This window comes from Alsobacter sp. SYSU BS001988 (assembly GCF_054796215.1).
Genome location: NZ_JBTAMK010000001.1, coordinates 744,631 through 771,266, shown reverse-complemented (window position 1 = coordinate 771,266; position 26,636 = coordinate 744,631). Strand labels below are relative to the sequence as shown.

The 26,636-nt window shown below is 70.9% G+C and carries 20 protein-coding genes; 14 read left to right on the top strand and 6 right to left on the bottom strand.

What is annotated here, in order from left to right:
- Positions 1-53: 53 nt before the first annotated feature.
- Positions 54-1,175, bottom strand: coding sequence for a M48 family metallopeptidase (locus tag ACYVO7_RS03245; RefSeq protein ID WP_460448392.1), 1,122 nt, complete (start codon positions 1,173-1,175; stop codon positions 54-56).
- A 46-nt stretch (positions 1,176-1,221) separates the two neighbouring features.
- Positions 1,222-1,782 carry a LemA family protein gene (locus ACYVO7_RS03240; RefSeq protein ID WP_460448391.1) on the bottom strand — a complete coding sequence of 187 codons (561 nt, stop codon included), beginning with the start codon at positions 1,780-1,782 and terminating at the stop codon, positions 1,222-1,224.
- A gap of 158 nt (positions 1,783-1,940) precedes the next feature.
- On the opposite strand from ACYVO7_RS03240, the gene ACYVO7_RS03235 reads away from it, so the two are divergent.
- Entirely contained in the window at positions 1,941-3,365 is a 1,425-nt protein-coding gene (locus ACYVO7_RS03235; protein WP_460448390.1) for a sodium:proton antiporter, read from the top strand.
- Positions 3,366-3,575: 210 nt separating this feature from the next.
- Here ACYVO7_RS03235 and ACYVO7_RS03230 read toward each other — a convergent pair whose 3' ends face one another.
- On the bottom strand, positions 3,576-5,195 hold the full coding sequence (locus tag ACYVO7_RS03230; protein WP_460448389.1) for a phosphoenolpyruvate carboxykinase: 1,620 nt from the start codon (positions 5,193-5,195) through the stop codon (positions 3,576-3,578).
- Between the two features lie 219 nt (positions 5,196-5,414).
- Positions 5,415-6,176: a HugZ family pyridoxamine 5'-phosphate oxidase gene (locus ACYVO7_RS03225; RefSeq protein ID WP_460448388.1), complete on the bottom strand. Its 762-nt coding sequence runs from the start codon at positions 6,174-6,176 to the stop codon at positions 5,415-5,417.
- A gap of 224 nt (positions 6,177-6,400) precedes the next feature.
- Here ACYVO7_RS03225 and ACYVO7_RS03220 point away from each other — a divergent pair, with 224 nt between their 5' ends.
- The 5 genes from ACYVO7_RS03220 to ACYVO7_RS03200 all read left to right on the top strand — a co-directional run bounded on the left by ACYVO7_RS03220 (position 6,401) and on the right by ACYVO7_RS03200 (position 10,219).
- Positions 6,401-7,099 carry a response regulator gene (locus ACYVO7_RS03220; protein ID WP_460448387.1) on the top strand — a complete coding sequence of 233 codons (699 nt, stop codon included), beginning with the start codon at positions 6,401-6,403 and terminating at the stop codon, positions 7,097-7,099.
- 34 nt (positions 7,100-7,133) lie between these two features.
- A complete protein-coding gene (locus tag ACYVO7_RS03215; protein WP_460448386.1) occupies positions 7,134-8,918 on the top strand; it encodes a stimulus-sensing domain-containing protein in 1,785 nt (594 codons plus the stop codon).
- Positions 8,918-9,421, top strand: coding sequence for an HPr kinase/phosphorylase (locus tag ACYVO7_RS03210; RefSeq protein ID WP_460448551.1), 504 nt, complete (start codon positions 8,918-8,920; stop codon positions 9,419-9,421). Before ACYVO7_RS03215 ends, ACYVO7_RS03210 begins: the two co-directional genes overlap by 1 nt.
- 73 nt (positions 9,422-9,494) lie before the next feature.
- The gene (locus ACYVO7_RS03205) at positions 9,495-9,896 is read left to right on the top strand and encodes a PTS sugar transporter subunit IIA (RefSeq protein WP_406855888.1); all 402 of its coding nucleotides are present in this window, start codon (positions 9,495-9,497) and stop codon (positions 9,894-9,896) included.
- Positions 9,893-10,219, top strand: a complete 327-nt coding sequence (locus ACYVO7_RS03200) for an HPr family phosphocarrier protein (RefSeq protein ID WP_460448385.1) — start codon at positions 9,893-9,895, stop codon at positions 10,217-10,219. The genes ACYVO7_RS03205 and ACYVO7_RS03200 overlap by 4 nt, the downstream gene beginning before the upstream one ends.
- Before the next feature lie 66 nt (positions 10,220-10,285).
- Here the strand turns inward: ACYVO7_RS03200 and ACYVO7_RS03195 are convergent, their stop codons facing one another.
- Together ACYVO7_RS03195 and ACYVO7_RS03190 are read right to left on the bottom strand one after the other, a co-directional pair.
- Positions 10,286-10,876: a L,D-transpeptidase gene (locus ACYVO7_RS03195; protein WP_460448550.1), complete on the bottom strand. Its 591-nt coding sequence runs from the start codon at positions 10,874-10,876 to the stop codon at positions 10,286-10,288.
- Positions 10,877-11,108: 232 nt separating this feature from the next.
- Positions 11,109-12,005: a DMT family transporter gene (locus ACYVO7_RS03190; RefSeq protein ID WP_460448384.1), complete on the bottom strand. Its 897-nt coding sequence runs from the start codon at positions 12,003-12,005 to the stop codon at positions 11,109-11,111.
- A gap of 340 nt (positions 12,006-12,345) precedes the next feature.
- Here ACYVO7_RS03190 and ybaK point away from each other — a divergent pair, with 340 nt between their 5' ends.
- The 8 genes from ybaK (at position 12,346) to trxA (ending at position 26,622) form a co-directional block, all read left to right on the top strand.
- Positions 12,346-12,816, top strand: coding sequence for a Cys-tRNA(Pro) deacylase (gene ybaK / locus ACYVO7_RS03185; protein WP_460448383.1), 471 nt, complete (start codon positions 12,346-12,348; stop codon positions 12,814-12,816).
- A gap of 104 nt (positions 12,817-12,920) precedes the next feature.
- Positions 12,921-14,327, top strand: a complete 1,407-nt coding sequence (ahcY, locus tag ACYVO7_RS03180) for an adenosylhomocysteinase (protein WP_460448382.1) — start codon at positions 12,921-12,923, stop codon at positions 14,325-14,327.
- Positions 14,328-14,660: 333 nt separating this feature from the next.
- A complete protein-coding gene (locus ACYVO7_RS03175) occupies positions 14,661-17,195 on the top strand; it encodes a PAS domain-containing sensor histidine kinase (protein ID WP_460448381.1) in 2,535 nt (844 codons plus the stop codon).
- 12 nt (positions 17,196-17,207) lie between these two features.
- Complete coding sequence (gene tsaE, locus ACYVO7_RS03170) at positions 17,208-18,776, top strand: tRNA (adenosine(37)-N6)-threonylcarbamoyltransferase complex ATPase subunit type 1 TsaE (protein WP_460448380.1); 1,569 nt, start codon at positions 17,208-17,210, stop codon at positions 18,774-18,776.
- A 38-nt stretch (positions 18,777-18,814) separates the two neighbouring features.
- Positions 18,815-19,552: a nucleotidyltransferase family protein gene (locus ACYVO7_RS03165; RefSeq protein ID WP_460448379.1), complete on the top strand. Its 738-nt coding sequence runs from the start codon at positions 18,815-18,817 to the stop codon at positions 19,550-19,552.
- Positions 19,553-22,753, top strand: coding sequence for a double-strand break repair protein AddB (addB, locus tag ACYVO7_RS03160; protein ID WP_460448378.1), 3,201 nt, complete (start codon positions 19,553-19,555; stop codon positions 22,751-22,753).
- On the top strand, positions 22,750-26,214 hold the full coding sequence (gene addA / locus ACYVO7_RS03155; protein WP_460448377.1) for a double-strand break repair helicase AddA: 3,465 nt from the start codon (positions 22,750-22,752) through the stop codon (positions 26,212-26,214). The genes addB and addA overlap by 4 nt, the downstream gene beginning before the upstream one ends.
- Positions 26,215-26,304: 90 nt before the next feature.
- Positions 26,305-26,622: a thioredoxin gene (gene trxA / locus ACYVO7_RS03150; protein WP_406855898.1), complete on the top strand. Its 318-nt coding sequence runs from the start codon at positions 26,305-26,307 to the stop codon at positions 26,620-26,622.
- Positions 26,623-26,636 lie beyond the last annotated feature (14 nt).

The window sequence follows — 26,636 nt, the reverse complement described above, 5'->3', positions numbered from 1 at the left end:
CGCCCGCCGACGCTGTCAACCGCGCCAGGGTCCCGGCCAGGGCGGGCGGGCCGTCAGCCCGGCCTCGGCCCCCAGGGGCCGGGCGCCTCCGCGGAGGGCGCGGCGAGCGCCGATCCGCCGGTCCGCGGCAGGAACCCGGACGCGCCGTCCGCCTCGGGACCGGCGAGGCCCGGCGGCGGGACATGCCCGCCCGCATAGCGCACGAGCGCCTCGATCCGCTCCTCGATGGGCGGGTGCGTGGCGAACAGGTCGGCGAAGCCGGAGCGGGGATTGTCGACGCACATCTCCATCAGCCCCGACGGAACGCCCTCGATCTCGCCCCGGCCGGAGATCTTCAGCAGCGCCGAGATCATGGCGTCGGGGTTCTTGGTCAGCTCGACCGAGCCCGCGTCGGCCAGGAATTCGCGCGAGCGGGACAGGCCGAAGCGGATCGCCTGCGACAGCAGCCACGCCACCCCGATCAGCGCGAGGCCGATCAGGATCGCCGCGAAGGCCCCGCCCGAGCCCTTCTCGCGCGAGTCGGAGCTCGACGACGATGAGGAGCTCGACCGCGGCGAGACAGGGCCGCCCCTGAAATTGGACAGGACGCGGAAGATCAGCTCGGCGAAGAACGACACGACCCCGGCGATCACCACTGCGATCACCATCATGCGCACGTCCTCGTTGCGGATATGCGTGAGCTCGTGGCCGAGCACGGCCTCCATCTCGGCGTCGGTGAGGGCGGCGCGCAGGGCCGTCGTCACCGTGATGGCGTATTGGCGCTCGTTCATCCCGGTCGCGTAGGCGTTCAGCGCCTCGCTCTCCAGGATCTCCAGCCGGGGGACCGCCATGCCGCGCGAGACGCAGAGCGTCTCGAGCAGATTGTAGAGCCGCGGCTCCTCGGCCCGGGTCACGCCGCGTGCCCCGCTCACGGCGTCGATCAGCCGCTGGTGGAACAGGTACGCCACCCACGTCCAGAGCGCCACGCCGGCCGTGACCCAGGGCGCGGCGGCCAGGAGGTCCCGCCCGGCCCGCCGGACGAGCTCGGCAAGGCCGGCGTCCGGGCCCATGGCCTCGCCCAGCAGCGCCGCCGCGAAGGTCAGCACATAGACGAGCGCCACGAGGCCGGCCAGCATGAAGGCCGAGCGGATCCGGTTCGCCCTGATATGCGTGTAGAGGCCGAAGACGGGGTTCATGAACGCCCCTTCGAGGCCGCGGCGGGCTCGTCGCGTCGCCGCGCGGTCAGAACTTCACGACCGGCGCCTGGTCCAGCGTCTTGCGGCTCTCTTCGCCGACGTCGAAGAACTCGCGCGGCGTAAAGCCCATGCCGGGGGCGAACAGCACCGCCGGGAACGCCTGGATCGAGGCGTTGTATTCGCTCACGGCGTTGTTGAAGAAGCGCCGCGCCGCCGCGAGCTTGTTCTCGATGTCCGAGAGATCGGCCTGGAGCTGCTGGAAATTGGCGCTGGCCTTGAGGTCGGGATAGGCCTCGCCGAGCGCGATCAGCCTGCCGAGGGCGCCGGAGAGCTGCTGCTCGGCGGCGGCCTGCTGGGCCGGGCCCTGCGCGCCCAGCGCGGCGTTGCGGGCCTGCACCACGGCTTCCAGCGTGCCGCTCTCATGCGCGGCGTAGCCCTTCACGGTCTCGACCAGGTTCGGGATCAGGTCATGGCGCTGCTTCAGCTGGACGTCGATGTCGGCGAAGGCCTGCGACACGCGCTGGCGCAGTCCGACCAGGCCGTTATAGACCGACACCGCCCACAGCAGCAGGGCGGCCACGACGCCCAGCACGATCCAACCGCCCATGTCGCTCTCCATCCATCCGGCGCGCCGCCTTCGGCGACGCTTGCGCCCCAGCCGCGAAGCCTCAGTCTATCCGCTTCGTGCGCTCCCGCACATGCCCGGTTCGATTGCCGCTGCGCGCGCCTTGCGATAAGCAGCGCCACGGGCAGGGAGCACGCTGAATGCGCCAAGGAATGAGGGTGACGGCCGCCGCTGCGGCGGGCCTGGCGGCCGCGGTCGTCGGGCCGACGGGCGCCTTCGCGGCGGACGGCCTGAACGGGGCCGCGCTGGGGCTCGGCTGGGCGCTCCCCTTCGTCGGCATGCTGCTGTCGATCGCGCTCTTCCCGCTTCTCGCCCCGCATCTGTGGGAGCATCACCAGGGCAAGATCACGGCGCTCTGGGCGGCGGTGGTCGCCCTCCCAATGGCGGCGCTCCTGGGCGGCGGAGCGACCGCGACCGCGCTCGTCCACACCGCGCTGCTCGACTACATCCCCTTCATCCTGTTGCTGCTGGCGCTGTTCACCACGGCCGGCGGCATCCTGATCGCCGGCAACATCCATGGCTCGCCGGCCATGAACACCGCGCTCCTGGCGATCGGGGCGCTGTTCGCCAGCCTGATCGGCACCACGGGCGCGTCCATGGTGATGATCCGCCCGGTGATCCGCGCCAATGACGACCGGCGCCACAACGTCCACGTCTTCGTCTTCTTCATCTTCCTGGTGTCGAACCTGGGCGGCGCGCTGACGCCGCTGGGCGACCCGCCGCTGTTCCTCGGCTTCCTGCGCGGCGTCGACTTCTTCTGGACGACGAAGCACCTCGCCGCCGAGACGCTGTTCGCGGGCGGCCTGGTGCTCGCCGTCTTCTTCGCGCTGGACAGCGTCATCTACCGCAAGGAGGACCCCCTCCCGGACCCGACGCCCGACCGGAAGGTGAGGGTGCGCGGCCTGGTCAACCTGGCGCTCATCGGCGTGATCGTCGCCGCCATCCTGCTCAGCGCGGCCTGGCGGCCGGGCGTCGCCTTCACGGTGCTGCACGTGCCCGTGGAGGGCCAGAACCTCGTGCGCGACCTCGCCATGGTGGCGGTCGCGATCGCGTCGCTGCGGCTCACCAAACCGGCCTGGCGCGAGGCCAACGGGTTCTCGTGGGGGCCGATCAAGGAGGTCGCGATCCTGTTCGCCGGCATCTTCGTCACCATGATCCCGGTGCTGGCCATGCTGCAGGCCGGCAAGTCCGGCGCCTTCGCGCCGCTGGTGGCCATGGTGACCAACCCGGACGGCAGCCCCAGCAACGCGGCCTATTTCTGGCTCACGGGCGCGCTCTCGTCCTTCCTCGACAACGCCCCGACCTACCTCGTGTTCTTCCAGCTCGCCGGCGGCGACGCCCAGGCGCTGATGGCCCAGGGGGCGGTGACGCTGGCGGCGATCTCGTGCGGCGCGGTGTTCATGGGCGCCAACAGCTATATTGGCAATGCGCCGAACTTCATGGTCTACGCCATCGCGCGCGGCGCGGGCGTGAAGATGCCGAGCTTCTTCGGCTACATGCTGTGGTCGGGCGCGGTGCTGATCCCGACCTTCCTGCTGGTGACGTGGGTGTTTTTCAGAGGGTGAGCGGTCAAACTTCTGGCGGCGGCGCGCGAAGCCGGGTTTCGACGATGCGCCGCCAGTCGCGGTCGCCCCGACAAATCATCAAGACGGTCACACGCTGGATGACGGTCCCCCTGGATGGCTTCCCGGTCTCGCTCGCTCTCCCCGGTCGTCAAACGCAAGAGGCCCCGGCGCGCTCACGCCGGGGCCTCTCTGGACGCGTTGCGGGAGGGCCTACTCGGCCGCCATCTGGTTGCTGGGCGCGGCCGCCTTCACGTCGGAGTCCACATGGGCTTCGAACTTCCGGAAATTGTCGGTGAACATGGTCACCAGCCGCTGCGCCATCTCGGCGAAGTCCGCCTTGTTGGCCCAGGTCTTCACCGGATAGAGGATGTGCGGCTCGACGCCGGGCACCGAGGTCGGCACCGAGAAGCCGAAATAGGGATCCGTGCGGAAGTCGGCCCGGTTGAGCGAGCCGTCGAGCGCGGCCGTCAGGAGGCGGCGGGTGACCCGGATCGGCATGCGCCGGCCGACGCCGTATTTGCCGCCGGTCCAGCCGGTGTTCACCAGCCAGCAGTCGACGCCATGTTTGCCGATGAGGTCGCGCAGCAGATTGCCGTAGACGGACGGGTGGCGCGGCATGAAGGGCGCGCCGAAGCAGGTGGAGAACGTCGCCTGCGGCTCCGTCACGCCCTTCTCGGTGCCGGCCACCTTGGCGGTGTAGCCCGACAGGAAGTGATACATGGCCTGCGCGGGCGTCAGCTTGGCGATCGGCGGCATCACCCCGAAGGCGTCGCAGGTCAGCATGATGATGTTCTTGGGCACGCCCGCCCGGCCCGTCAGGGAGGCGTTGGGGATGAAGTCCAGCGGGTAGGCGATGCGGGTGTTCTCGGTCCTCGATCCGTCGTCGAAGTCCGGCAGGCGGGTCTCCTCGTCGAGAACCACGTTCTCCATCACGGTGCCGAAGCGCTCCGTGGTGGCGTAGATCTCGGGCTCGGCCTCGCGCGAGAGCTTGATCGCCTTGGCGTAGCAGCCGCCCTCGAAGTTGAAGACGCCGCCGGGCGCCCAGCCATGCTCGTCGTCGCCCAAGAGCGTGCGGTTCGGGTCCGCCGACAGGGTGGTCTTGCCGGTGCCGGACAGGCCGAAGAACAGCGCGACGTCGTTCTTGGAGTCCTTGGCCGTGTTGGCCGAGCAGTGCATCGGCATGACGCCCTTCGGCGGCAGGACGAAGTTGAGGTAGGAGAAGACTGACTTCTTCATCTCGCCCGCATAGGACGAGTTGCCGATCAGCACGATCTTGCGGGTGAAGTCGCAGGCGATGATGGTCTCGCTGCGGCAGCCGTGCCGGGCCGGATCGGCCTTGAAGGACGGCAGGTCCACGATCGTCATGTCGGGGACGAAGCTGGCGAGGTCCTGCCACTCGGGACGGATCAGCAGCGTGCGGATGAACAGCGAGTGCCAGGCGTATTCGGTGAAGACCCGCGCCTTGACCCGAAACGACGGGTCGGCGCCGCCATAAAGGTCCTGCGCGAAGAGCTCCTTGCCGCGCGCATGCGCGATGAAGTCGCCGAGGATGACGTCGAACTGCTCGGGCGTGATCGCGCCGTTGTTGTCCCACCAGACGCTGCCCTCCGTGAGGGCGTCCTTGACGAGGAACTTGTCCTTGGGGGACCGACCGGTATGGGCGCCGGTCTCGGCGACGATCGGGCCGCCGGCGGCCAGCTTGGCCTCCCGACGGGCGATCGACTCCTCATAGAGGCTGGCCGTCTGGAGATTCCAATGGACCCTCTTCAGGTCCTTAAAGCCGAACGCCTCGGCGCCGTGCGCGCCGTTATAGGTCCCGACATTATCCACGATCGCTCACTCCACCCGTGCGCGGGCCGTTCGGCCCGATGATCGGAAGGACCGGCAGGGCCGGCCTCGGCCGCCGGCGGAGCGGCTCAGTCAGCGAGCGGCGTCCTGACGGCGACCTCGACCTCAACTTGCACGAGACGCCCGAGAGAACAAGTCGTTCCTTGGACTGAAAGCGTTTTGGCGCGCGCGCCAGGCGCCGCAACGCAGCATTCAAACGATTTAGATCTCATCTTCATCTTGAGCGCGGGCTTTTTGAGCGAGCCTTTGGAAAGCTTTTCTCAAGTCCGCAGGCGTCGACACACGTTCCATGAACGGAAGACGCGCCCGGCGATCTTCGGCCGCCAGGTCGCAGCCTTCCGGGTCGAGCCCCGTGATGGCCCAGGGGCCGGGCGGCAGGCCCAGGAGGCGGGTCGCGTAGAGCGCCGCGATCTCGGGATGATCGGCGTTGACGTGGGCGATCGCCTCCTCCTCGGCGGCGACCAGAGAGGCCGCGCCCGAGAGGTCGACCAGCAGGTCGGCCGGCGTGAGGTCGACGATCCGTCCGAAGCCGGCGACGAGGTGGCCGCCGCGCACGGCCAGACGGTAGAAGGCGAAGTCGGCGAAGTCCGCATAGAAGCCCGCGCCCGGGTTCTGCGCCAGGAAGCGGCGGCGGGCGGCGGGGTCCTGCGTCTTCTCGGCGGTCGCCGTGACGCTGACGCGAGGGTGGACCAGCGGGTCGCCCGCGCCCACGTCGGCGAGCAGCAGCGAGCAGGCGGGCTGCGCCTCGATGTTGCGGGTGTGGACGGCGAGACGCGAGATCAGCAGCAGCGGCGCACCGTCGACGTCCGCCGCGACGGACACGAGCGACGCGTAGGGCCCGCCGGTCGCCGGATCGAGGGTGGCCAGCGAACCGTAGCGCGACGTCCGCATCAGGCGGCGGGCTTCGGTCCGGGCGTCGAAGGATCTGGCCGGCTCGGCCGGCTCGGGCGAGGTGTCTGGCATCGGAGCCTCGTGGGGGCGGGCGCGCGAAAACGTGGCGGCGCTGCGCAAATAAGTCTACAATGATCAAGCGCATAGCCGTGAATCGGGGAACCCTCCGGCCGTGCGTCACATTTACGCCGCGCTTGGCCGCGAGCGTCCGCCGCCGCTCATCAAGCCAAGCAAGTCAAGCGCTTGCAAGCCGTCCTGCTCGTCTTGACGTCAGAAAGGCCCGGGAACAGTTCCACATGCCGACCATCGCCCTCGTCGACGACGACCGCAACATCCTCACCTCCGTCTCCATCGCGCTGGAGGCCGAAGGCTACAGGATCAACACCTATACGGACGGGGCGGCGGCCCTCGACGGGCTGAAGCAGAACCCGCCCGACCTCGCCATCTTCGACATCAAGATGCCCCGGATGGACGGCATGGAGCTTCTGCGGCGGTTGCGGCAGAAATCCGACATGCCGGTCATCTTCCTCACCTCCAAGGACGAGGAGATCGACGAGCTGTTCGGCCTGAAAATGGGCGCGGACGACTTCATCCGGAAGCCGTTCTCGCAGCGGCTGCTGGTCGAGCGCGTCAAGGCGGTGCTGCGCCGGGCAGGCTCGAAGGAGGCGGTGTCCCCCAAGGAGGGCGACGCCAAGGTGCTCGAGCGCGGGCTCTTGAAGATGGACCCCGAGCGGCACACCTGCACCTGGAAGGGCGAGCCCGTGACCCTGACGGTGACGGAGTTCCTCATCCTCCAGGCGCTGGCGATGCGCCCGGGCGTGGTGAAGAGCCGCAACGCCCTGATGGACGCGGCCTATGACGACCAAGTCTATGTGGACGACCGCACGATCGACAGCCACATCAAGCGCCTGCGCAAGAAGTTCAAGTCGGTCGACGACGACTTCGAGATGATCGAGACGCTGTACGGCGTCGGCTACCGTTTCAAGGAATCCTGAGCCCGCCGGCGCCGCCCGCCTCCGGGCCCGAGCCATGACCGTCCACACCGACCCACGCGTCGTCCCCGCCCCACCCCCGGCGAGCCGCCCGTCCCTGGGCGCCGCCATCGTGGCGAGGGCTCGCGCCCTCACGCGCCTGGCCGTCCAGCGCGGCTCGTCGAGCCTGGTCCGGCGCATCGTGGTGCTGAACCTCGCCGGGCTGGTGGCCCTGCTGCTGGGCTTCCTCTACCTCAACCAGTTCCGCGAAGGCCTGATCGATTCGCGGGTGCAGAGCCTCCTCACCCAGGGCGAGATCATCGCCGGCGCGGTGGCGGCCTCGGCGACGGCCGACAACGACTCCGTCACCATCGATCCCGACAAGCTGCTGCAGCTGCAGGCGGGCGAGAGCGTCGGGGTGGGCGACGACAGCGCCCTGGAGTTCTCCATCAACCCCGAGCGCGTCGCGCCGCTGCTGCGCCGGCTGGTGACGCCGACCCGCACCCGCGCGCGCATCTACGACCGCGACGGCTTCCTGATCCTGGATTCGCGCTCGCTCTATTCGCGCGGCGACATCATGCGGTTCGAGCTGCCGCCGCCCACCGCCGAGGAGCCGACGCTGGTCGAGCGCACCTGGAACCAGGTGAAGCGCACCTTCGGGCGCAGCAACCTCCCGCTCAGCGAGGAGATCAACGCCGCGAACGGGCGCAACCTGCCCGAGGTGTCGCGCTCGCTCACCGGCTCGCCGGCCAGCGTGGTGCGGGTCAACGCCAATGGCGAGACGATCGTCTCGGTGGCGGTGCCGATCCAGCGCTTCCGGGCGGTGCGCGGCGCGCTGCTGCTGTCCACCCAGGGCGGCGACATCGATGGCATCATCGCCGGCGAGCGCTTCGCCATCCTGCGGGTCTTCGGCGTGGCGGCCGGCGTCATGATCGTGCTGTCGGTGCTCTTCGCCGGCACCATCGCGGGACCGATCCGGCGGCTCTCGGCCGCCGCCGAGCGCGTCCGGCGCGGCGTCAAGGGACGCGAGGAGATCCCGGATTTCACCGACCGCTCGGACGAGATCGGCCACCTGTCCGGCTCGCTGCGCGACATGACCAAGGCGCTCTACAACCGCATCGACGCGATCGAGGCCTTCGCGGCGGATGTGGCGCACGAACTCAAGAACCCGCTCACGTCGCTGCGCAGCGCGGTCGAGACCCTGCCGCTGGCGCGCTCGGACGAGTCCCGCGGACGCCTCCTCGCCGTCATCCAGCACGACGTGCGCCGGCTCGATCGCCTGATCAGCGACATCTCGGACGCCTCGCGCCTCGACGCCGAGCTGGCGCGCTCCGAGGCGGAGCCCGTCGACATGGTGCGCCTGCTCCAGACCGTGATCTCGGTGGCCAACGGGGTCCGCCGGGACGACGGCGTCGCCATCACGCTGGACGTGGCGCCGGACCCGCGCGGGCGCGACGCCTTCATGGTGATGGGCCATGATTCGCGCCTGGGCCAGGTGGTCAGCAACCTGATCGAGAACGCCCGGTCCTTCTCGCCGCCGGGCGGGGTGGTGCGCGTCTCGGTGAGGCGGGCCGGCCCCAATGTGGAGATCGAGGTCGACGACGACGGCCCGGGCGTGCCCAGCCACGCTTTCGAGCGCATCTTCGAGCGGTTCTACACCGACCGGCCCGAGCAGGGCTTCGGCCAGAACTCCGGGCTCGGCCTGTCGATCTCGCGGCAGATCGTCGAAGCCCATCGCGGGCGCATCTGGGCCGAGAACCGCATCGCCCCGGCCGGCGAGGGCGAGGAGCCCCGCTGCCTGGGGGCGAGCTTCCACGTCCGGCTGCCGGTCGCTCAGCCGTGATGCGGCGGGCCGGGCCGCCGGGCGGGGACGCCCCCGACGTCGCCGCTCACGCCACCTGCGTGGTGGTGGGCGAGGCCGGCGTGCTGATCCGCGGCGCGTCCGGCGCGGGAAAGTCGACGCTCGCCCGCAAGCTCCTGGCGGGCGCGGCCCGCGCCGGGCTTTACGGGTCGCTGGTCGCGGACGACCGGGTGCGGCTGAGCGTCAGGGGCGGGCGCGTTCTCGCCAAGACGCCGGCTTCGATCGCCGGTAAGATGGAGATGCGTGGACAAGGGATCCTGACCGGGCCGCACGAAAGCGCGGCGGTGCTTCGTCTCGTCGTCGACTGTGGCGTCAAAGCACTGGACAGATTTCCGGAACGTGTTGATCTGCTGGCGGAAGTGGCGGGCGTATGCCTGCCGCGGATTGTCGCGGGGCCTGAGGACGCGGATCGCGTGTTGCTGGCTCTTGGATACGGCCAATATCTCTATGAGCCGGGGAACCCGAGCCCGGTTGATGCATTGTAGGGGGTTGCACTTCCTGCCGCATCGCACAAAATGAGGGCTTCGTGCGCTTCGAGCGCGCTGGAGAGCAGTTTTCATGATCGGTATGGTGCTCGTGACGCACGGGCGGCTGGCGATCGAGTTTCGCGCCGCCATGGAGCACGTCGTGGGCCCGCAGCAGCAGGTTGAGACGATCACCATAGGGCCGGACGACGATATGGATCAGCGCCGACGCGACATCGTGTCGGCTGTCGAAGCCGTCGACACCGGAGACGGCGTGGTGATCCTCACCGACATGTTCGGCGGCACCCCTTCCAACCTGGCGATCTCGGTCATGAACGGCGGCAAGACCGAAGTCGTGGCCGGCATCAACCTCCCGATGCTCATCAAGCTGGCGAGCGTCCGGGGCGAGTGCGACCTCGACAAGGCCGTCGTCCAGGCCCAGGAGGCCGGGCGCAAATACATCAACGTCGCCAGCCGGGTCCTCGCAGGCAAATGACCGGCATCGACGACCCCGACTGCGATTGTCCGCCCGCGCCGATACCCGAGGGCGCGCTCGTACGGGAGTTCTCGATCGTGAACCGCAAGGGCCTGCACGCCCGGGCGACGGCGAAATTCGTGCAATGCGCGGAGCGCTTCGAATCGGCGATCCAGGTCACGCGCTGCGGCGAGACGGTCGGCGGCACCTCGATCATGGGGATCCTGACGCTCGGCGCCGGCATCGGCACCACCATCACGGTGACGGCCGTCGGCCAGGACGCCGGGGATGCGCTGGACGCCCTGCAGCAGCTGGTCGCCGGGCGGTTCGGCGAGGACGAGTAGCGCTCGGCCCATGAAAAAGGCCGCCCGGCGGGACCGGACGGCCTTTCGTTTGTCCGACGGCTCCGGTCAGACCCGGTAGTGCCCGTTGCGCTTGACCAGCACGGTCGCGCCCACCGGGACGCGGTTGTAGAGGTCCACCACGTCCTCGTTCAGCATGCGCACGCAGCCGCTCGACACCTGCTCGCCGATGCTCCAGGGCTCGTTCGTGCCGTGGATGCGGAACAGGATGTCCCGGCCGCCCTGGTAGAGATAGAGCGCGCGCGCGCCGAGGGGGTTGTCGATGCCGCCCTCGCGGTGGCTCGGCAGGTTCGGGCGGATCCTGACCATGGTCTTGGTCGGGCTCCAGGCCGGCCAGACGCCCTTGCGCCCGACGCTGGCGACGCCGCGCCACGAGAAGCCCAGCTTGCCGACGCCCACGCCGTAGCGCAGGGCCGTTCCGCCCGGCTGGACCAGGTAGAGGAAGCGCTGGTCGATATCGACCACGATCGTGCCGGGCTTCTCGGGCCCGTTGTAGGACACGGTCTGCCGGTTGAACTCGGGCGCGATCTTGCTGCGGTCGACGAGCGGGATGTCATGCGGCTGGTCGGGCGCGTAGCCGATATACCAGGAGGCCAGCTCCGGATCGCTCATCAGGTCCGGGTTCCTGCCGGACTTCATCGCGACGGTGTTGCAGCCGGACACGGCTGCGCCCGCCAACAGGGCGAGAAGGGAACGGCGTGACATCATCGATCGGGAATCTTTCGGTTGTCGCGGGTTTAAACGGCCGCAAGGCGGGCCGATGCGTCGATCATCCGAGGACTAGCCAATGAGGCCGGGCCCGCCAACCCTGCCGGGCGAAAGAACCGACCCGCGGCGGGCCGCTGAGGGACCCGTGTGGCCGATGGGACACTCACGCGGCGATCGTGGGCCGTCGGTTGACGAGCCAGATCCCCAGGCAGACGAGCGCGATCGCGCCGGCGAAGCCCGGCCGCAGCGGGTCGCCCAGGAAGGCCCAGCCGGCGGCCACGCCCAGCAGCGGCGTCAGGAAGGTGAAGGCGGAGAGCTGCGCGGCCGGATAGGTGGCGATCATCCAGAACCAGCACAGATAGCTGACGAAGCCGACCACCACGGTCTGGTAGGCCAGCGCGGCCAGCACCGCCGGGGTGAGGCTGACCACGCCCGGCTCGCCGAGCAGCGGCGACAGCGGCGTCAGCGCCACGCCGGATACGAAGAGCTGGAAGAACAGCGTGCGGGTGGCGCTGATGGAGGCGAGCCGCGTGGTCTTGATCACCAGGGTGGTCGCGCCCCACAGCACGGCCGCCCCGAAGCACAGGGCGTCGCCCGCCAGCGCGCGCCAGTCCGGCGAGGCGAGCCCGTCCCCGAAGGCCAGGACCACCCCCGCGAAGGCGGCGAAGAGGCCGACGAGCTGCCAGCCGACCAACCGCTCCTTGGGGAACAGCCAGTGCGCGCCCGCCGCCACCGTGAACGGCGCCGTATAGAGAAAGACGATGCCGCGCGACGCGGTCGTCCAGGCGATGCCCTGGTAGAGCAGCAGGAACTCCAGCGCGAAGAGGGCGCCCACGACGAGGCCGGGCTTCCAGGCGCCGTCGTCGCCGATGATCCGGATCCCCCGGCTCCAGGCCCAGCCGCCGAGCAGGATGGCGGACCCGCAGGAGCGAAGGCCCGCCTGCATCACCGGGCTGACGCCCTCCAGGGCGATCTTGGCGGTGACCTGCTGGACGCCCCATAGGGCGCAGAGCGCCGTCAGCAGCGCCATGGCCTTCCGGTCGATGTGGTCGCGTCGCATGCGGGTTCCGTCTCGGCGCAGCGCGGGCCCGCGCTCCCGCACAGGGTTAGCGCAGACGCGGCCCCGACGTCATGATCAGGAAAGCGCGCCGGGCATGCGCGGCGCGCGCGCCGGCGGCGAGCGCTGGCGAAAAAAGAAAGGGCCGCACGAGGCGGCCCAAGTCCAGGGAGGAAGCGCCCGCGAACGGACGCGGCGAGTGAACGCCGATGCTCAGAATAAGGTTCAGGCCGGTGCGCAAACAATCGGTACAAACCGCATCCGGGTTTCGCCGTACCGCTTACGCCTGGACGCGCCAGGGCCTAAACACGTCGGGTCCCGTCCCGATCCGCACGGCCCTCGCATGTCCAACCGAACGCCCGCCACCGCCGCCCTCGACAGGCTCGGCGTGTCCTATGACCTTCACCGCTACGAGTACGACCCGGAGGCGCCGCAGATCGGCCTGCACGCGGCCGAAAGCCTCGGCGTGGAGCCCGGCTGCGTGCTCAAGACGCTGATGGCGCTGGTCGACATGAAGCCCGTCTGCGTGGTGGTTCCCTCCGACCGGGAGGTCAGCATGAAGCGGCTCGCGGCGGCGGCGGGCGGCAAGTCCGCCCAGATGATGAAGCCGGCGGACGCCGAGAGGTCGACCGGATACAAAGTCGGCGGCATCAGCCCGTTCGGGCAGAGGAAGACGGTGCGGACCTTCGTCGACGCCGGCGGGCTCGGCCACTCCCGCGTCTTCATCAATGGAGGACAGCGCGGCCTGCAGGTCCGTCTCGCCCCGGGCGACCTCGTGCGGGCGCTGGACGCCGCGGTCGAGCCGCTGTGCTGACGCGCACAGACGTATAAAGATTTCTTTATATCTTTATTGCCGCCTTGACGCGTCGCTGCTATAGAGCACGCCACAGTTTCATCGCCACCAACCGGGGCCGAGCCATGACTCACCACTTCAACGACTACCGCATCGCCGATATCGGCCTCGCCGACTGGGGCCGCAAGGAGATCGCGATCGCCGAGACCGAAATGCCCGGCCTGATGAAGACGCGCGCCGAATACGGGCCGTCGCAGCCGCTCAAGGGCGCCCGGATCGCCGGCTCGCTGCATATGACGATCCAGACCGCGGTGCTGATCGAGACCCTCCAGGCGCTCGGCGCCGACGTCCGCTGGGCGTCGTGCAACATCTACTCGACCCAGGACCACGCCGCCGCCGCCATCGCCGCCAAGGGCACGCCGGTCTTCGCCATCAAGGGCGAGAGCCTCGAGGACTACTGGGACTACACCCACAACATCTTCGACTGGTCGGACGGCGGCACGCCCAACATGATCCTGGACGACGGCGGCGACGCCACGCTGCTGATCCATCTCGGCATCCGCGCCGAGAACGGCGACACGGCCTTCCTGGACGGCGCGACCAACGAGGAGGAGGAAGTCCTCTTCGCGGCCATCAAGAAGCGCCTCAAGAGCCATCCGGGCTGGTACGCGCGCAACGGCCAGGCCATCAAGGGCGTGACCGAGGAGACCACCACGGGCGTGCATCGCCTCTACCAGATGCAGAAGGAGGGCAAGCTCCTCTTCCCGGCCATCAACGTCAATGACAGCGTCACCAAGTCCAAGTTCGACAATCTCTATGGCTGCCGCGAGTCGCTGGTCGACGGCATCCGCCGCGGCACCGACGTCATGATGGCCGGCAAGGTCGCGATGGTCGCGGGCTTCGGCGACGTCGGCAAGGGCTCGGCCGCCTCGCTGCGCAACGCCGGCTGCCGCGTGATGGTGTCGGAGGTCGACCCGATCTGCGCCCTGCAGGCCGCCATGGAGGGCTACGAGGTCGTCACCATGGAGGACGCCGCGCCGCGCGCCGACATCTTCGTGACCGCGACCGGCAATGTCGACGTGATCACGATCGACCACATGCGGGCCATGAAGGACCGCGCGATCGTGTGCAACATCGGCCACTTCGACAGCGAGATCCAGATCGGCGCGCTGCGCAACCAGAAGTGGCACAACGTCAAGCCGCAGGTCGACGAGGTCGAGTTCGCGGACGGCAAGCGCATCATCGTTCTGTCGGAAGGCCGCCTGGTGAACCTCGGCAACGCCACGGGCCACCCGTCCTTCGTGATGTCGGCGTCCTTCACCAACCAGACGCTCGCCCAGATCGAGCTCTGGACCAAGCAGGGCGAGTATGAGCGCAAGGTCTACACGCTGCCCAAGCACCTCGACGAGAAGGTCGCGGCGCTTCATCTGGACAAGATCGGCGTGCGGCTGACGAAGCTCTCCGACAAGCAGGCCAGCTATCTCGGCCTGCCCCAGCAGGGACCGTTCAAGCCGGACCATTATCGCTACTGAGGGGTTCTTCGGCCGCAGCGCTGAAGCTTTCCGCACCGAAACCGCGACCCGGCCGCAACACGGCCGGGTTGTTTCGTTTCGGGGCGCCGAAAGTGACCGTCAAGGCGACGTTAACCACTTCCGGGCGGAGTCGAGGCGAGTCTATTGTGAGCTTGATTCGGCGGACCGGACGAAGACGGACGCGTGGGCTGGGGGCGGCCCGAGCAATCGATCGACCAGGGCGCGAGCGGCGCGTGCCTGGGTGGGTGGGGCGGCTTTCGGGCCCGTCGATCCGGTGCGCAGCGCGCAGCGGCTCGTGGGCCTGTCGGCGCGAATGTCAGAGGATGGGCGAGGATGGCCGATGGACGGCAGGAGCACGGAATCCGTCGTGACCGCCGAAGATCGTCGCGCACGCTGCTCGTCCACATCCGCAGGCTGACGGCTTCGACCGCGCTCGCGGGCGGCACGCTGGCGCTCGCCGGCGGGGCGGCCCCGGCCGCGACGTTCCTGGACACGCTCCTGAACCTTCCCCAGCGGGTCGACCCGCATGGCGCCGTCGGCCTGGCGGTCTTCATGGGGCTGGTGGCCTTCGCCACCACGACGGCCCTGATCCATCTCACGCAATGGCGGCGCTGGCACGAGCGGGAGGCCGTCATCGCGGCCGAGAACGCCGAACTGCGCGCCCGCAACGACAGGGCCGACATCCTGCTGGCGGCCGAGCCGCAGCTCGTCATCGCCTGGGGCGGACATTCGGGCGAGCCGGTCATCGAGGGCGACCTCGCGGTGATCGGCGAGACCCTCGCGGCCCGCCGGGTTCTGGGTTTCGGCTCCTGGCTGCCCTCCGCCCAGGCGCAGGCGATCGAGGCGGCCGTGGACCGCCTCAAGAAGCGCGGCGAAGGCTTCCGCATGACGGTGCGCAGCACGGCCGGGCGCATCCTCGAGGCCGAGGGCAGGCCCGTGATGGGCCGCGCCGTCCTGCGCATCCGGGAGGTCTCGGGCGACAGGCTGGAGCTGCTGCATCTGCGCGAGCGGATCCAGCAGGCCACCGCCGACGTGCAGAGCTTCCAGGCCCTGCTCGACGCCCTGCCGCAGCCGCTGTGGCGGCGCGACGCGGAGGGCAGGCTCGCCTGGGTCAACCAGGCCTACGCCCGCGCCGTCGAGGCGCCCGACGCGGCGGAGGCCATCTCGGCCGGGGTCGAGCTCCTCGACAAGCAGGCGCGGGACGAGGCCCTCCGGGCGCGGATGCGCACGGGCCAGTTCGACGGCCAATGCGCGGCGGTGTCGGCCGGACAGCGCCGCATCTTCCAGGTGCTCGACGTCACCGCCGCCGACGGCTCCGTCGGCATGGCCACGGACGTGTCGGACCGCGAGGCGCTGCGGCTCGAACTGGCGCGCCTCAACGACAACCACGCGGTGACGCTCGACCAGCTGCCGACCGCCGTGGCCGTGTTCGACAACCTCAAGCGGCTGAAATTCTGCAACGCCGCCTATCGCGACCTGTGGCAGCTCGACGCCGCCTATCTGGACAGCCATCCCACCGACGGCGAGATCCTCGACCGCCTGCGCAACGAGCGGCGCCTGCCCGAGCAGGCCGACTACCGCGGCTGGAAGAAGGCCCTGCTGGAGGCCTACCGGGCCGTCGAGCCGCGCGAGACCTCCTGGTACCTGCCGGACGGGCGCACGCTGCGGGTGGTCACGAACCCCAATCCGGACGGCGGCGTCACCTATCTGTTCGACGACGTCACCGAGCGCTTCCAGCTCAAGACCCAGTTCAACGCCCTGCTGCGGGTGCAGGGCGAGACGCTCGACACCCTCAAGGAAGGCGTCGCCGTGTTCGGGACGGACGGGCGCCTCAAGCTCCACAATCCGGCTTTCGCCAGCCTGTGGCGGCTGTCCAACAGCCTGATCGCCGATCGCCCCCACATCGACGCCATCGTGGCGCAGGCGCGCGAGCAGCACCCGGACGACGACGCCTGGAACGCCATCCGGGGCGCGGTCGCCGGCCTCAGCGAGATGCGGCAGGGCTTCTCGATGCGCATGGAGCGCCGCGACGGGTCGGTGCTGGACTGCGCCGCCGCGCCGCTGCCGGACGGCGCCACGCTGATCACCTTCGTGGACGTCACCGCGACCGTGAACGTCGAGCGGGCCCTGACCGAGCGCAACGACGCCCTGGAGAAGGCCGGCCAGCTGCGCGAGAGCTTCGTCCACCACGTCTCCTACGAGCTGCGCTCGCCGCTCACCAACGTGATCGGGTTCACCCAGCTCCTCGCGGACGGGACGGTGGGGCCCCTCAACGAGCGCCAGAAGGAATATGCCGGGCACATCATGCGCTCGTCGGCGGCCCTGATGGCCATCATCGACGACATTCTCGATCTCGCCACGGTCGACACCGGCGAGATGGCGCTGACGCTCGGCCAGGTCGACATCCGCGAAACGATCGACGCGGCGGTCGCCGGCGTGCAGGACCGCATCGCCGAGCTGAAGCTGAACCTCGTGCTGGACGTGCCGAACTCGATCGGCGGCATGGTGGCGGACGGCAAGCGCGTCCGGCAGGTGCTGTTCAACCTGCTCTCGAACGCGGTCGGCTTCTCACGCGAGGGCCAGACCGTGACCTTGACGGCCGAGCGCCGGGAGGCCGAGATCGTGTTCCGCGTGCGCGACGAGGGACGCGGCATCCCGCCCGAACTGCTCGACCGGGTTTTCGACCGATTCGAGAGTCATTCAGGCGGATCGCGCCATCGCGGCGTGGGCCTGGGCCTGTCGATCGTGCGCTCCTTCGTGGAGCTGCATGGCGGCAAGGTCAGCATCGCATCGAAGACGGACCGGGGGACGGTCGTGACCTGCGTGTTCCCCCTGAATGGTGTTCCCGCGCGCGCCGCGGCGGAGTGAGGAGGCCGCGTCATGGTCGACGACCCTGGACGCTCGTCGTTGCCCGAGGCGCGATGGATCATCGACCTGCCGGACGAGGCCGCCACGGCGCGGCTCGCGCGGGAGCTTGCGCCCATCATGCAGTCGGGCGACCTGGTCACCCTGTCGGGCGACCTCGGCGCGGGCAAGACGACCTTTGCGCGCGCCCTGATCCGCGAGCTGACCGGCGATCCCAGCCTGGAGGCGCCGAGCCCGACCTTCACGCTGATGCAGAGCTATGCGGGGCCACGCTTCGCCATCGTGCACGCCGACCTCTATCGCATCGGCGGCGCGGACGAGCTGGCCGAGCTCGGCTGGGAGGAAGCCGCCGAGGATTCGCTGGTGCTGGTGGAATGGCCCGAGCGGGCCGGCTTCCTGCTGACGACCGAGCGGCTCGACGTCGCCCTCAGCCTCGACGCCTCGGCGGGCGACGCGCGGCGCCGCGCCGTGCTGACCGGGCTCGGCGCCTGGGCCGCCCGGATCGAGCGGGCGCACGCCACCCATGACCTTCTGGCGCAGGCCGGCTGGGCCAGCGCCCGTCGCGAGCACCTGCAGGGCGACGCCTCGACCCGCGCCTATGAGCGGCTCACCTTGGGCGACCAGCGGGCCATCCTGATGATCTCGCCGCGCCGGCCGGACGGCCCGCCGGTGCGCATGGGCAAGCCCTACAGCGCCATCGCCCGCCTGGCCGAGAGCGTGCACCCCTTCGTCGCCATGGCGGACGGGCTTCGCCACGAAGGCCTGAGCGCGCCGGCGATCCTGGCCGCGAATCTCGACGTCGGACTGCTGCTGATCGAGGACTTCGGCGACGAGCCTGTCGTCGACCGCAACGGCCCCATCCCGGAGCGCTACGCCGAAGCCGCGGCGGTGCTGGCGACCCTGCATGGCCGCGAACTGCCGACGACGCTGCCCATCCTCGACGACGCGCGCTACGCCATTCCGCCCTTCGACGTCGACGCCTATCTGATCGAGGCCGAGCTGGTGCTCGACTGGTATGTGCCGCACGTGCTGGGCAGCGAGGTCTCGGGCTCCGTGCGCAGCCATTTCGTCCGCCTGTGGCGCGAGGCGCTCGAACCCATCGTGGCCTCGCCCGCGACCTGGACGCTGCGCGACTATCACTCTCCCAACCTGATCTGGCTGCCGCGCCGCGAGGGCGTGCAGCGCGTCGGGCTGCTGGACTTCCAGGACGCCCTCCTGGGGCATCCGGCCTATGACTGCGTCTCGCTCATGCAGGATGCGCGGGTGGACGTGCCGGAGGAGCTCGAGCTGAAGCTCGTCAGCCACTACGCCCGGCTGCGCCGGTCGGCGGACCCGGCCTTCGACATGGGGGACTTCGCCCGCGCCTACGCGGTGCTGGGCGCGCAGCGGGCGACCAAGATCCTCGGCATCTTCGCCCGCCTCGACCGGCGCGACGGCAAGCCCCAGTATCTGCGGCACCTGCCGCGGATCGAGCGCTATATCCGGCGCGATCTCTCCCACCCGGTATTGTCGGACCTGAAGGTCTGGTATGAGACGAATCTGCCGTCGCTCTTCGCGGCGCACGGGCAGGAGGCGTCGGCCTGAGCCGCCCTCCGCTCCCCCAGACCGGAACCCCTCGGCTCATGCCCTCCGCTTCGCATCCGTCCCGTCCTGACCACGCCATGGTGCTCGCCGCGGGGCTCGGCACCCGCATGCGGCCGATCACCGACAGCATCCCCAAGCCCCTGGTGCGGGTGGCCGGCAAGACGCTGATCGACCACATCCTCGATCCCCTGGCCGAGGCCGGGGTGACGACCGCCGTCGTCAACGTGCATTACCGGGCCGACCAGATGGAGGAGCACCTCAGCGGCCGCAGCGCGCCCAGGATCGTGATCTCCGACGAGCGGGCCGAGCTCTTGGATTCCGGCGGCGGCGTGAAGAAGGCGTTGCCGCATCTCGGCCGGCGGCCCTTTTACGTGCTCAACGCCGATTCGTTCTGGATCGACGGCCCGCGCCCCAATCTCGCCCGGCTCGGCGAAGCCTTCGACCCCGCCAGCATGGACATCCTGATGCTGGTCGCCGCCACCGCGACCTCGACGGGCTATGACGGCGTCGGCGACTTCGCGATGACGCCCGAGGGACGCCTGGTCCGCCGGGCCGAGCGGCAGGTCGCGCCCTTCGTGTATGCGGGCGTGCTGGCGCTCTCGCCCGCGCTGTTCGAGGGGACGCCGGACGGGCCCTTCTCGCTCAACCGCCTCTTCGACCGCGCCGCCGAGCGCGAGCGCCTCTACGGCCTGCGCCTCGACGGCCTGTGGCTGCATGTCGGGACCCCGGAGGCGATCGCGCTGGCCGAGGAACAGATCCTGGAAAGCGCCCGCTGAATGCACGGGGCCGCCGCCCGCCTGTTCACGATCTCGCCGGGGTCGCCCTTCCTGGCGACGCTCGCGGACGCGCTGCTGGGCGGGCGGATCATCCCCGGCTGGCCCGATCTCTCCGACCCGCTGCAACTCTCGCAGGCGACGCTGTTCCTGCCCACCCGCCGCGCAGCGCGGGCGCTCGCGACCCTGCTGGCGCAGCGCATGGAGGCGGGCGCGGTCCTGCTGCCCCGGATCGTGCCGCTCGGCGACGTGGACGACGCCGAGGAGGCCAGCCTGTTCGAGGCGATCGGCGGCGCGGGCGCGGACGCGCTCTTAGCCCAGGACGCGCTGGCGGCCCATGACGCGGCGGCGCTGCCGCCCGAGGCTCTCGACGCGCAGCGGCGGCTCGAACTCGCCAACCTGATCCTCGCCTGGGCGCGCGGGGTGGGCGCCGCCATGATGAAGCTCGGCGATTCCGAGCCGCTGCTCGTGCCCTCGTCCCCGGCCGACGCGCTCGGGCTGGCGGGCGACCTCGGCGCCCTCATCGACACCCTCGCGATCCACGGCAAGTCCGTCGACGACATCCACAGGCTGGTGCCGGACCGGTTCGACCCCTACTGGAAGATCACCCGCGACTTCCTGGCCATCGCGGCGGAGTTCTGGCCCCGGCGCGCCGCCGAACTGGGCGTCATGGACGCCTCCCTCCGCCGCCACACGATCCTGACCGGCGAGGCCGCGCGGCTGCTGCGCGAGCGGCCGGACGCGCCCATGATCGTGGCCGGCTCCACGGGCTCCATGCCGGCGACGGCGGCGCTCATCGGCGCGGTGGCGCGGCTGCCGCGCGGAGCCGTGGTGCTGCCCGGGCTCGACAAGCGCCTGGACGAGGCCTCGTGGAAGACCATCCCGGAGCGCCACGACCTGTTCGGGACGGGCCATCCCGGCCACCCGCAGGCCCTGCTGTGCCGCTTGCTGGCGGATCTCGGCGTCGGCCGGGACGAGGTGGAGGAGCTGGGCCGCCCCGCGCCGGCGCTGGAGGCGCGCGAGCGCCTGCTCTCCGAGGCGCTGCGTCCGGCCGAGACCACGGACCTGTGGGCGCGCAAGACGGGCCGCCTCTCCGAGACCGTCGTCAGGTCCGCCCTGGCCGACCTGAGGGTGATCGAGGCGGCCGACGACCGCGAGGAGGCGCAGGCCATCGCGGTGGCCCTGCGCGAGGCGCTGGAGGACCCGGACGCGACCGCGGCCCTGATCACGCCCGACCGCACCCTGGCCGAGCGCGTCTGCGCCGAGCTGAAGCGCTGGTCCATCGTCCTCGACGATTCGGCCGGCATGCCGCTGGGCCGCACCGGCCCGGGCGGGCTGGCGCGGCTGGCGGCCGAGGCCGCGGCGGAGGGCTTTGCGGCCGTCAACCTGCTGGCGCTCCTCGACCACCCCTTGTGCCGCCTCGGCCTCGCCCGCGCCACCGTGCTGCGCGGACGCGCCGCGCTGGAGATCGGCGTGCTGCGCGCGCCCGCGCTGCGGCCCGGCCTCTCCGAACTGGCCGCCGCCATCGACGCCGCCGAGGCGGCGACCCGCGATCCCGACCAGCGGCACGCCTGGCCGCGCAAGCGCCTGCGCGACGCCGACTGGGCGGCGGCGCGGGAGGTGGTCGCGGCGCTCGTCGCCGCCTTCGGCCCCTTCGCCGGGCCGCATCCGGGCCGCCTTGACCTCGTCGCGCTCGCGGCCGACCACGCGGCGGCCGTCGCCGCCATAGCGACGGCCGGGCCGGAGGAGGACGCCGACGCCTTCGAGGGGCCGGCGGGCGAGGAGCTCGCCGCGGTGTTCGACGAGGCCACGCTCGCCCTGACCAGCGGCGTCGAGGGCCGCATGGCGGACTACCCGGCCTTCTTCTCCGGCCTGATGGCGGGGCGCGTGGCCCGCCGTCCCGACGGCGGCCACCCGAGGCTGAAGATCTGGGGCCTGCTCGAAGCGCGCCTGCTCTCCGCCGACCTCGTGGTGCTGGGCGGTCTCGACGAGAAGACCTGGCCCCCCGAGGTCCGCACCGACGCCTTCCTCAACCGGCCGATGCGTCGCGACCTCGGCCTGCCCTCGCCCGAGCGCCGGGTGGGCCAGACGACGCACGACTTCGTCCAGGCGCTCGGCGCCCGCAAGGTCGTGGTCACGCGCGCCCTGAAGCGCGGCGGCGACCCGACGGTGCGCTCGCGCTTCCTCCAGCGCATGCAGGCCGTGGCCGGCCAGGACGCCTGGCGCCGCTGCGAGGAGGGCGGCCGGCGCCTGCTCGCCCTGGCCCGCTCGCTCGACCACCCCGTTGCGGTGTCGCCGGCGCGGCGGCCCAAGCCCATCCCGCCCGCGGACAGGACCCCGGCCCGGCTCAGCGTCACCGAGATCGAGACGCTGGTGCGCGATCCCTACGCCATCTACGCCAAGCATGTCCTGCGCCTCGAGCCGCTGGAGGAGATCGCCGGCGAGCCCTCCGCGGCCATCAAGGGCGTGCTGGTCCACGACGTCGTGGGACGCTTCGGCAAGGCCCATCCGACGGCGTTGCCGGCCGACCCGGCGGCCGAGCTCGTGGCTCTCGGCCGCGAGGCCTTCCAGAAGAGCCCCGAGCTGCGCGACCGGCCGGACGTCGTGGCCTTCTGGTGGCCGCGTTTCGTCCGCATGGCGGCCTATGTGGCCGAGTGGGAGAAGCAGCGCCGCCTGCCCGGCATGACGGTGCTGGCCGAGATCGGCGCGAAGCTGACCATCCCGATGCCGGACGGAGCGGATTTCGTGCTGACCTGCCGGGCCGACCGGATCGAGCTGCTTCCCGACGGCGGGTTCGCCGTGGTGGATTTCAAGACCGGCGCGACCCCCGGCGTCAAGGAAGTGCGGGTCGGCTTCAGCCCGCAGCTCACGCTGGAGGCCGCCATGGCGAAGCTGGGCGCCTTCGAGGGCGCGCCGGCGGGGCTGAGCGCCCGGGAGCTGACCTATGTGAAGCTGTCCGGGGCGGCGGAGCCCGGCTTCGAGCGGCGCATTCCCGACGCCCGCAACCCGATCGACGTCGACGAGCTGGCGCTCGACCACCTGGCGCGGCTCACGCAGGCCATCGCCGAGCACCGCGCCGGGGAGCGTGCCTATGTCTCGCGGCCCTATCCCAAATTCGCCAAGTCCTACGCGCCCTATGACCATCTGGCCCGGGTGAAGGAATGGTCGCTGGCGGGCGACGACGGCGACGAGGGCGGCGCATGAGCCAGGGCCTCGTCATCCCCGAGCTCACCCGGCTGTCGCAGCTGGAGGCGTCCGACCCGAAGGTCTCGGCGTGGGTGTCCGCCAATGCGGGGGCGGGCAAGACCTATGTGCTGTCGCAGCGGATCATCCGCCTCCTGCTGGAGGACATCGATCCCGGCCGGATCCTGGCCCTGACCTTCACCAAGGCGGCGGCCGCCAACATGGCCAACCGCGTCTTCGAGATCCTGGCCTCCTGGGTGACGCTGGACGACGCCGAGCTGTCCAGCGCCATCGAGACGCTGGACGGCCAGCGGCCGGATGCGGCGCGGCTGTCGCGCGCGCGCCGGCTGTTCGCCCGGGCGGTGGAGACGCCGGGCGGGCTGAAGATCCAGACCATCCACGCCTTCTGCGAGCGCGTGCTGCACCTCTTCCCGTTCGAGGCCAATGTGGCGGCCCGGTTCGAGGTGCTGGACGACGCCACCGCCGCCGAGATGATGGCCGCCGCCCGCATGCATGTGCTGACGCACGCGGTCCGGGATGGCGACCCCGACCTGGCGCAGGCTCTCGCGCTGGTCAACGAAGTCGCGGGCGAAGACGGCTTCGTCAAGCTGATGGATCATGCCCTGAAGCTCGGCCCGGTGCTGGAGCGGTTCGGGCGGGGGCGCGATGGCCTCGCGGCGCTGGCCGGCCGGCTGGCCGAGGCGCTGGGCCTGGCGCCGGGCGAGACGGTCTCCGACGTCGAGCGCCTCATCGTCGAGGGCGGCTTCGCGCCGGCCGAGTGGCCGGGCGTCATCGCGACGCTGGAGACCTTCGGGACGACAGAGCAGAAGAGGGCCGACGCGCTGCGGCGGGCCTGCGATGCGAGCGGCGCCGAGCGGGTCGAGGCCTATCTGGCGGCGTTCCTGAAGAAGACCGACCAGGAGCCGTTCGCGGACTCCACGTTCCTGACCAGGGGCTTCTGCGCCGCCCATTCGGCTCTGGCGGAGCGGCTCCGGGCGGAGCGCGACCGGGTTCACGCGCTGCTCGACCGAAGGCGTGCGGCCGAAGCCGTCGCGCGCACGCACGCCTTGCTGGTGCTCGCGGACGGCGTGCTGGCCCACTACGCGGCGCAGAAGAGCCAGCGCGGCGCGCTGGACTTCGACGACCTGATCGCCCGCACGCTGGCGCTGTTCCAGCGCAGCGAGGCGGCCTGGGTGCTCTACAAGCTCGACCAGGGGATCGACCACATCCTGGTCGACGAGGCGCAGGACACCAGCGACCCGCAGTGGCGGATCCTGACCCAGCTCACCGAGGACTTCTTCTCCGGCGCCGGCCAGACCGACCGGATCCGCACCATGTTCGCGGTGGGCGATCCCAAGCAGTCGATCTTCTCCTTCCAGGGGGCGTCGCCGGAGGCCTTCGACCGCGCCCGCAAGCATTTCGCCGACCATATCCGCGCCCTCGAGGCCGAGGCGCCGGCGCGCTGGACGTGGCGGGAGCGCCCGCTCACGCTGTCCTTCCGGTCGACCCCCGACGTGCTGCGGGCGGTGGACGACGTGTTCTCCATCGAGCCGCATTTCGCCGGCCTGAACCGGGGCGACGCGGTCAGGACCGTGCACGAGAGCGCCCGGCCGCAGGCGCCCGGGCTGCTGGAGATCTGGGATCCCGAGACGCCAACCGTCACCGTCGAGCCGGACGCCTGGGCGAAGCCGCTGGACGAGCCCGACGCGGGGTCGCCCAGCGTGCGCCTGGCGCGGCGGATCGCCCGCCTCGTCCGGCGCTGGTCGACCGTCGGCGACGAGGCGGGGCGGCTGATCTCGCCGGGCGACGTCCTGATCCTGGTGCGCAGCCGCAACGCCTTCTTCGAAGCCGTGATCCGCGCCCTGAAGGACGCCGGCGTGCCTGTGGCGGGCGCCGACAGGCTGGCCCTCACCAGTCATATCGCCGTCATGGACCTCGTGGCGCTGGGCCGGGCCTGCCTGCTGCCGGGCGACGACCTGACGCTCGCGACGGCGCTGAAATCGCCTCTGTTCGGCCTCGACGAGGACGCCCTCTACGACCTCGCGGCGGACCGCCCGGGGAGCCTGTCCGCCGCGCTGGACCGGGCGGTCGATCCGCGCTTTGCGCCGGCGCGCGAGCGGCTGGACCGCTGGCGCAGGCTGGCGGCCTCGACGGGCCCGTTCGGGTTCTACGCCGCCGTGCTGGGGCCGGACGGCGGGCGCCGGGCCATGCTGTCCCGGCTCGGTCCCGAGGCCGGCGACGCCGTGGACGAGTTCCTCCGGCTGGCGCTGGACCACGAGCATCGCGAGACGCCTTCGCTCGGGCTCTTCCTCAGCGTGATGTCGGCCGCCGACCTGACGGTGAAGCGCGACATGGAGGCCGGCCGCGGCGAGGTCCGCGTCATGACGGTGCACGGCGCCAAGGGCCTGGAGGCCCCGATCGTGTTCATGGCCGACACCTGCTCGGCCCCGAACGGCCATCACGACCATCCCATCCTCGCCTTGTCCTACCGGGACGGCGCGAAGGAGCTGGACCTGCCGGTCTGGTCGCCCAGCCAGAAATGCGATTCGCGCGTGATCCGCGCCAGCCGCCAGCGCGCCCGCGACGCCGCCCGCGACGAGTATCACCGGCTCCTCTACGTGGCGATGACGCGCGCCCGCGACCGTCTCTATGTCTGCGGCTTCGAGGGGGCCAACGGCCGCGGCGACCGCTGCTGGTACGACATGATCCGCGCCACGCTGGAGCCCCTGATGGAGGCCCGCCCGGCCGAGGGCGAGCCGGGCCAGGTGTTGCGGCGCCAGTCGCGGCCGTTTCCGCGGGAGGAGGCGTCCGCCGGCCTCGCGCGCGCGGCCGAGCCGCCCCCGCCCGCATGGCTGGCCGCGCCCGCTCCGGCCGAGACGGCGGCCCGGCCGCCGCTGCGCCCGTCGAGCGCCGTCGAGGCGGCCGACGCCTCGCCGGCCAGGGCCGGCGCCGGCGCGCGGGGCCGCGACGCGCGCGTCGCCGGGCGGGTCGTCCACACGCTGCTGGAGACCCTGCCGGGCGTCCCTGCGCCCCTGCGCCGCCTTGCGGCCGAGCGGCTCGTGGCGGCGCGCGCCGGGTCGATGGAGGCCGAGCGCCGCGACGCGCTGGTGCGCGACGTGCTGGCGGTGCTCGACCGTCCCGAGCTCGCCGCCCTGTTCGGCCCCCTCAGCAGGGCCGAGGCGCCCATCGCCGGATCCCTCCAGCTGAGGCCGGGCGAGCCCGCGACCAGCGTCTCCGGACAGATCGACCGCCTGGCGGTCACGCCCGAGGCCGTCATGGTGGCGGATTTCAAGACCGGCGCGCCGCCCGAGACGCCGCCCGAGACCTATGTGGCGCAGCTCGCCGTGTACCGGGCGCTCCTGGCGCGGCTCTATCCCGACCGGCCGGTCCGCTGCCTGCTGATCTGGACGGCGGGGCCGAGAGTGGACGAGATCGCGCCCGGCGCGCTGGACGCCGCGCTGGCGCGGATCAAAGCTGCGTGACGCGTCCCTTGACGCTGGGGGTCTCGCTCCATAGCTTCCCCCACAACCGGGCCGGACTCCTCCGCGCCCACGATCATCCTGCGAGGCTTCATGACCGAGAAAGTCACCGATAGCAGCTTCGGAGCCGACGTGCTCCAGGCATCCCAGCCGGTCGTCGTCGACTTCTGGGCCGAGTGGTGCGGTCCCTGCCGCATGATCGCCCCGGCGCTCGAGGAGATCGCCAAGGAGATGGACGGCAAGGTCAAGATCGTGAAGCTGAACGTGGACGAGAACCCGAACGTCGCCGGCCAGTTCGGCATCCGGTCGATCCCCACCTTGCTTCTGTTCAAGGACGGCAAGATCGCGTCCCAGAAGGTCGGCGCCGACTCCAAGGGCGGCCTGACCAAGTGGATCCAGTCGGCCATCTGACCGGCTGATCCGAG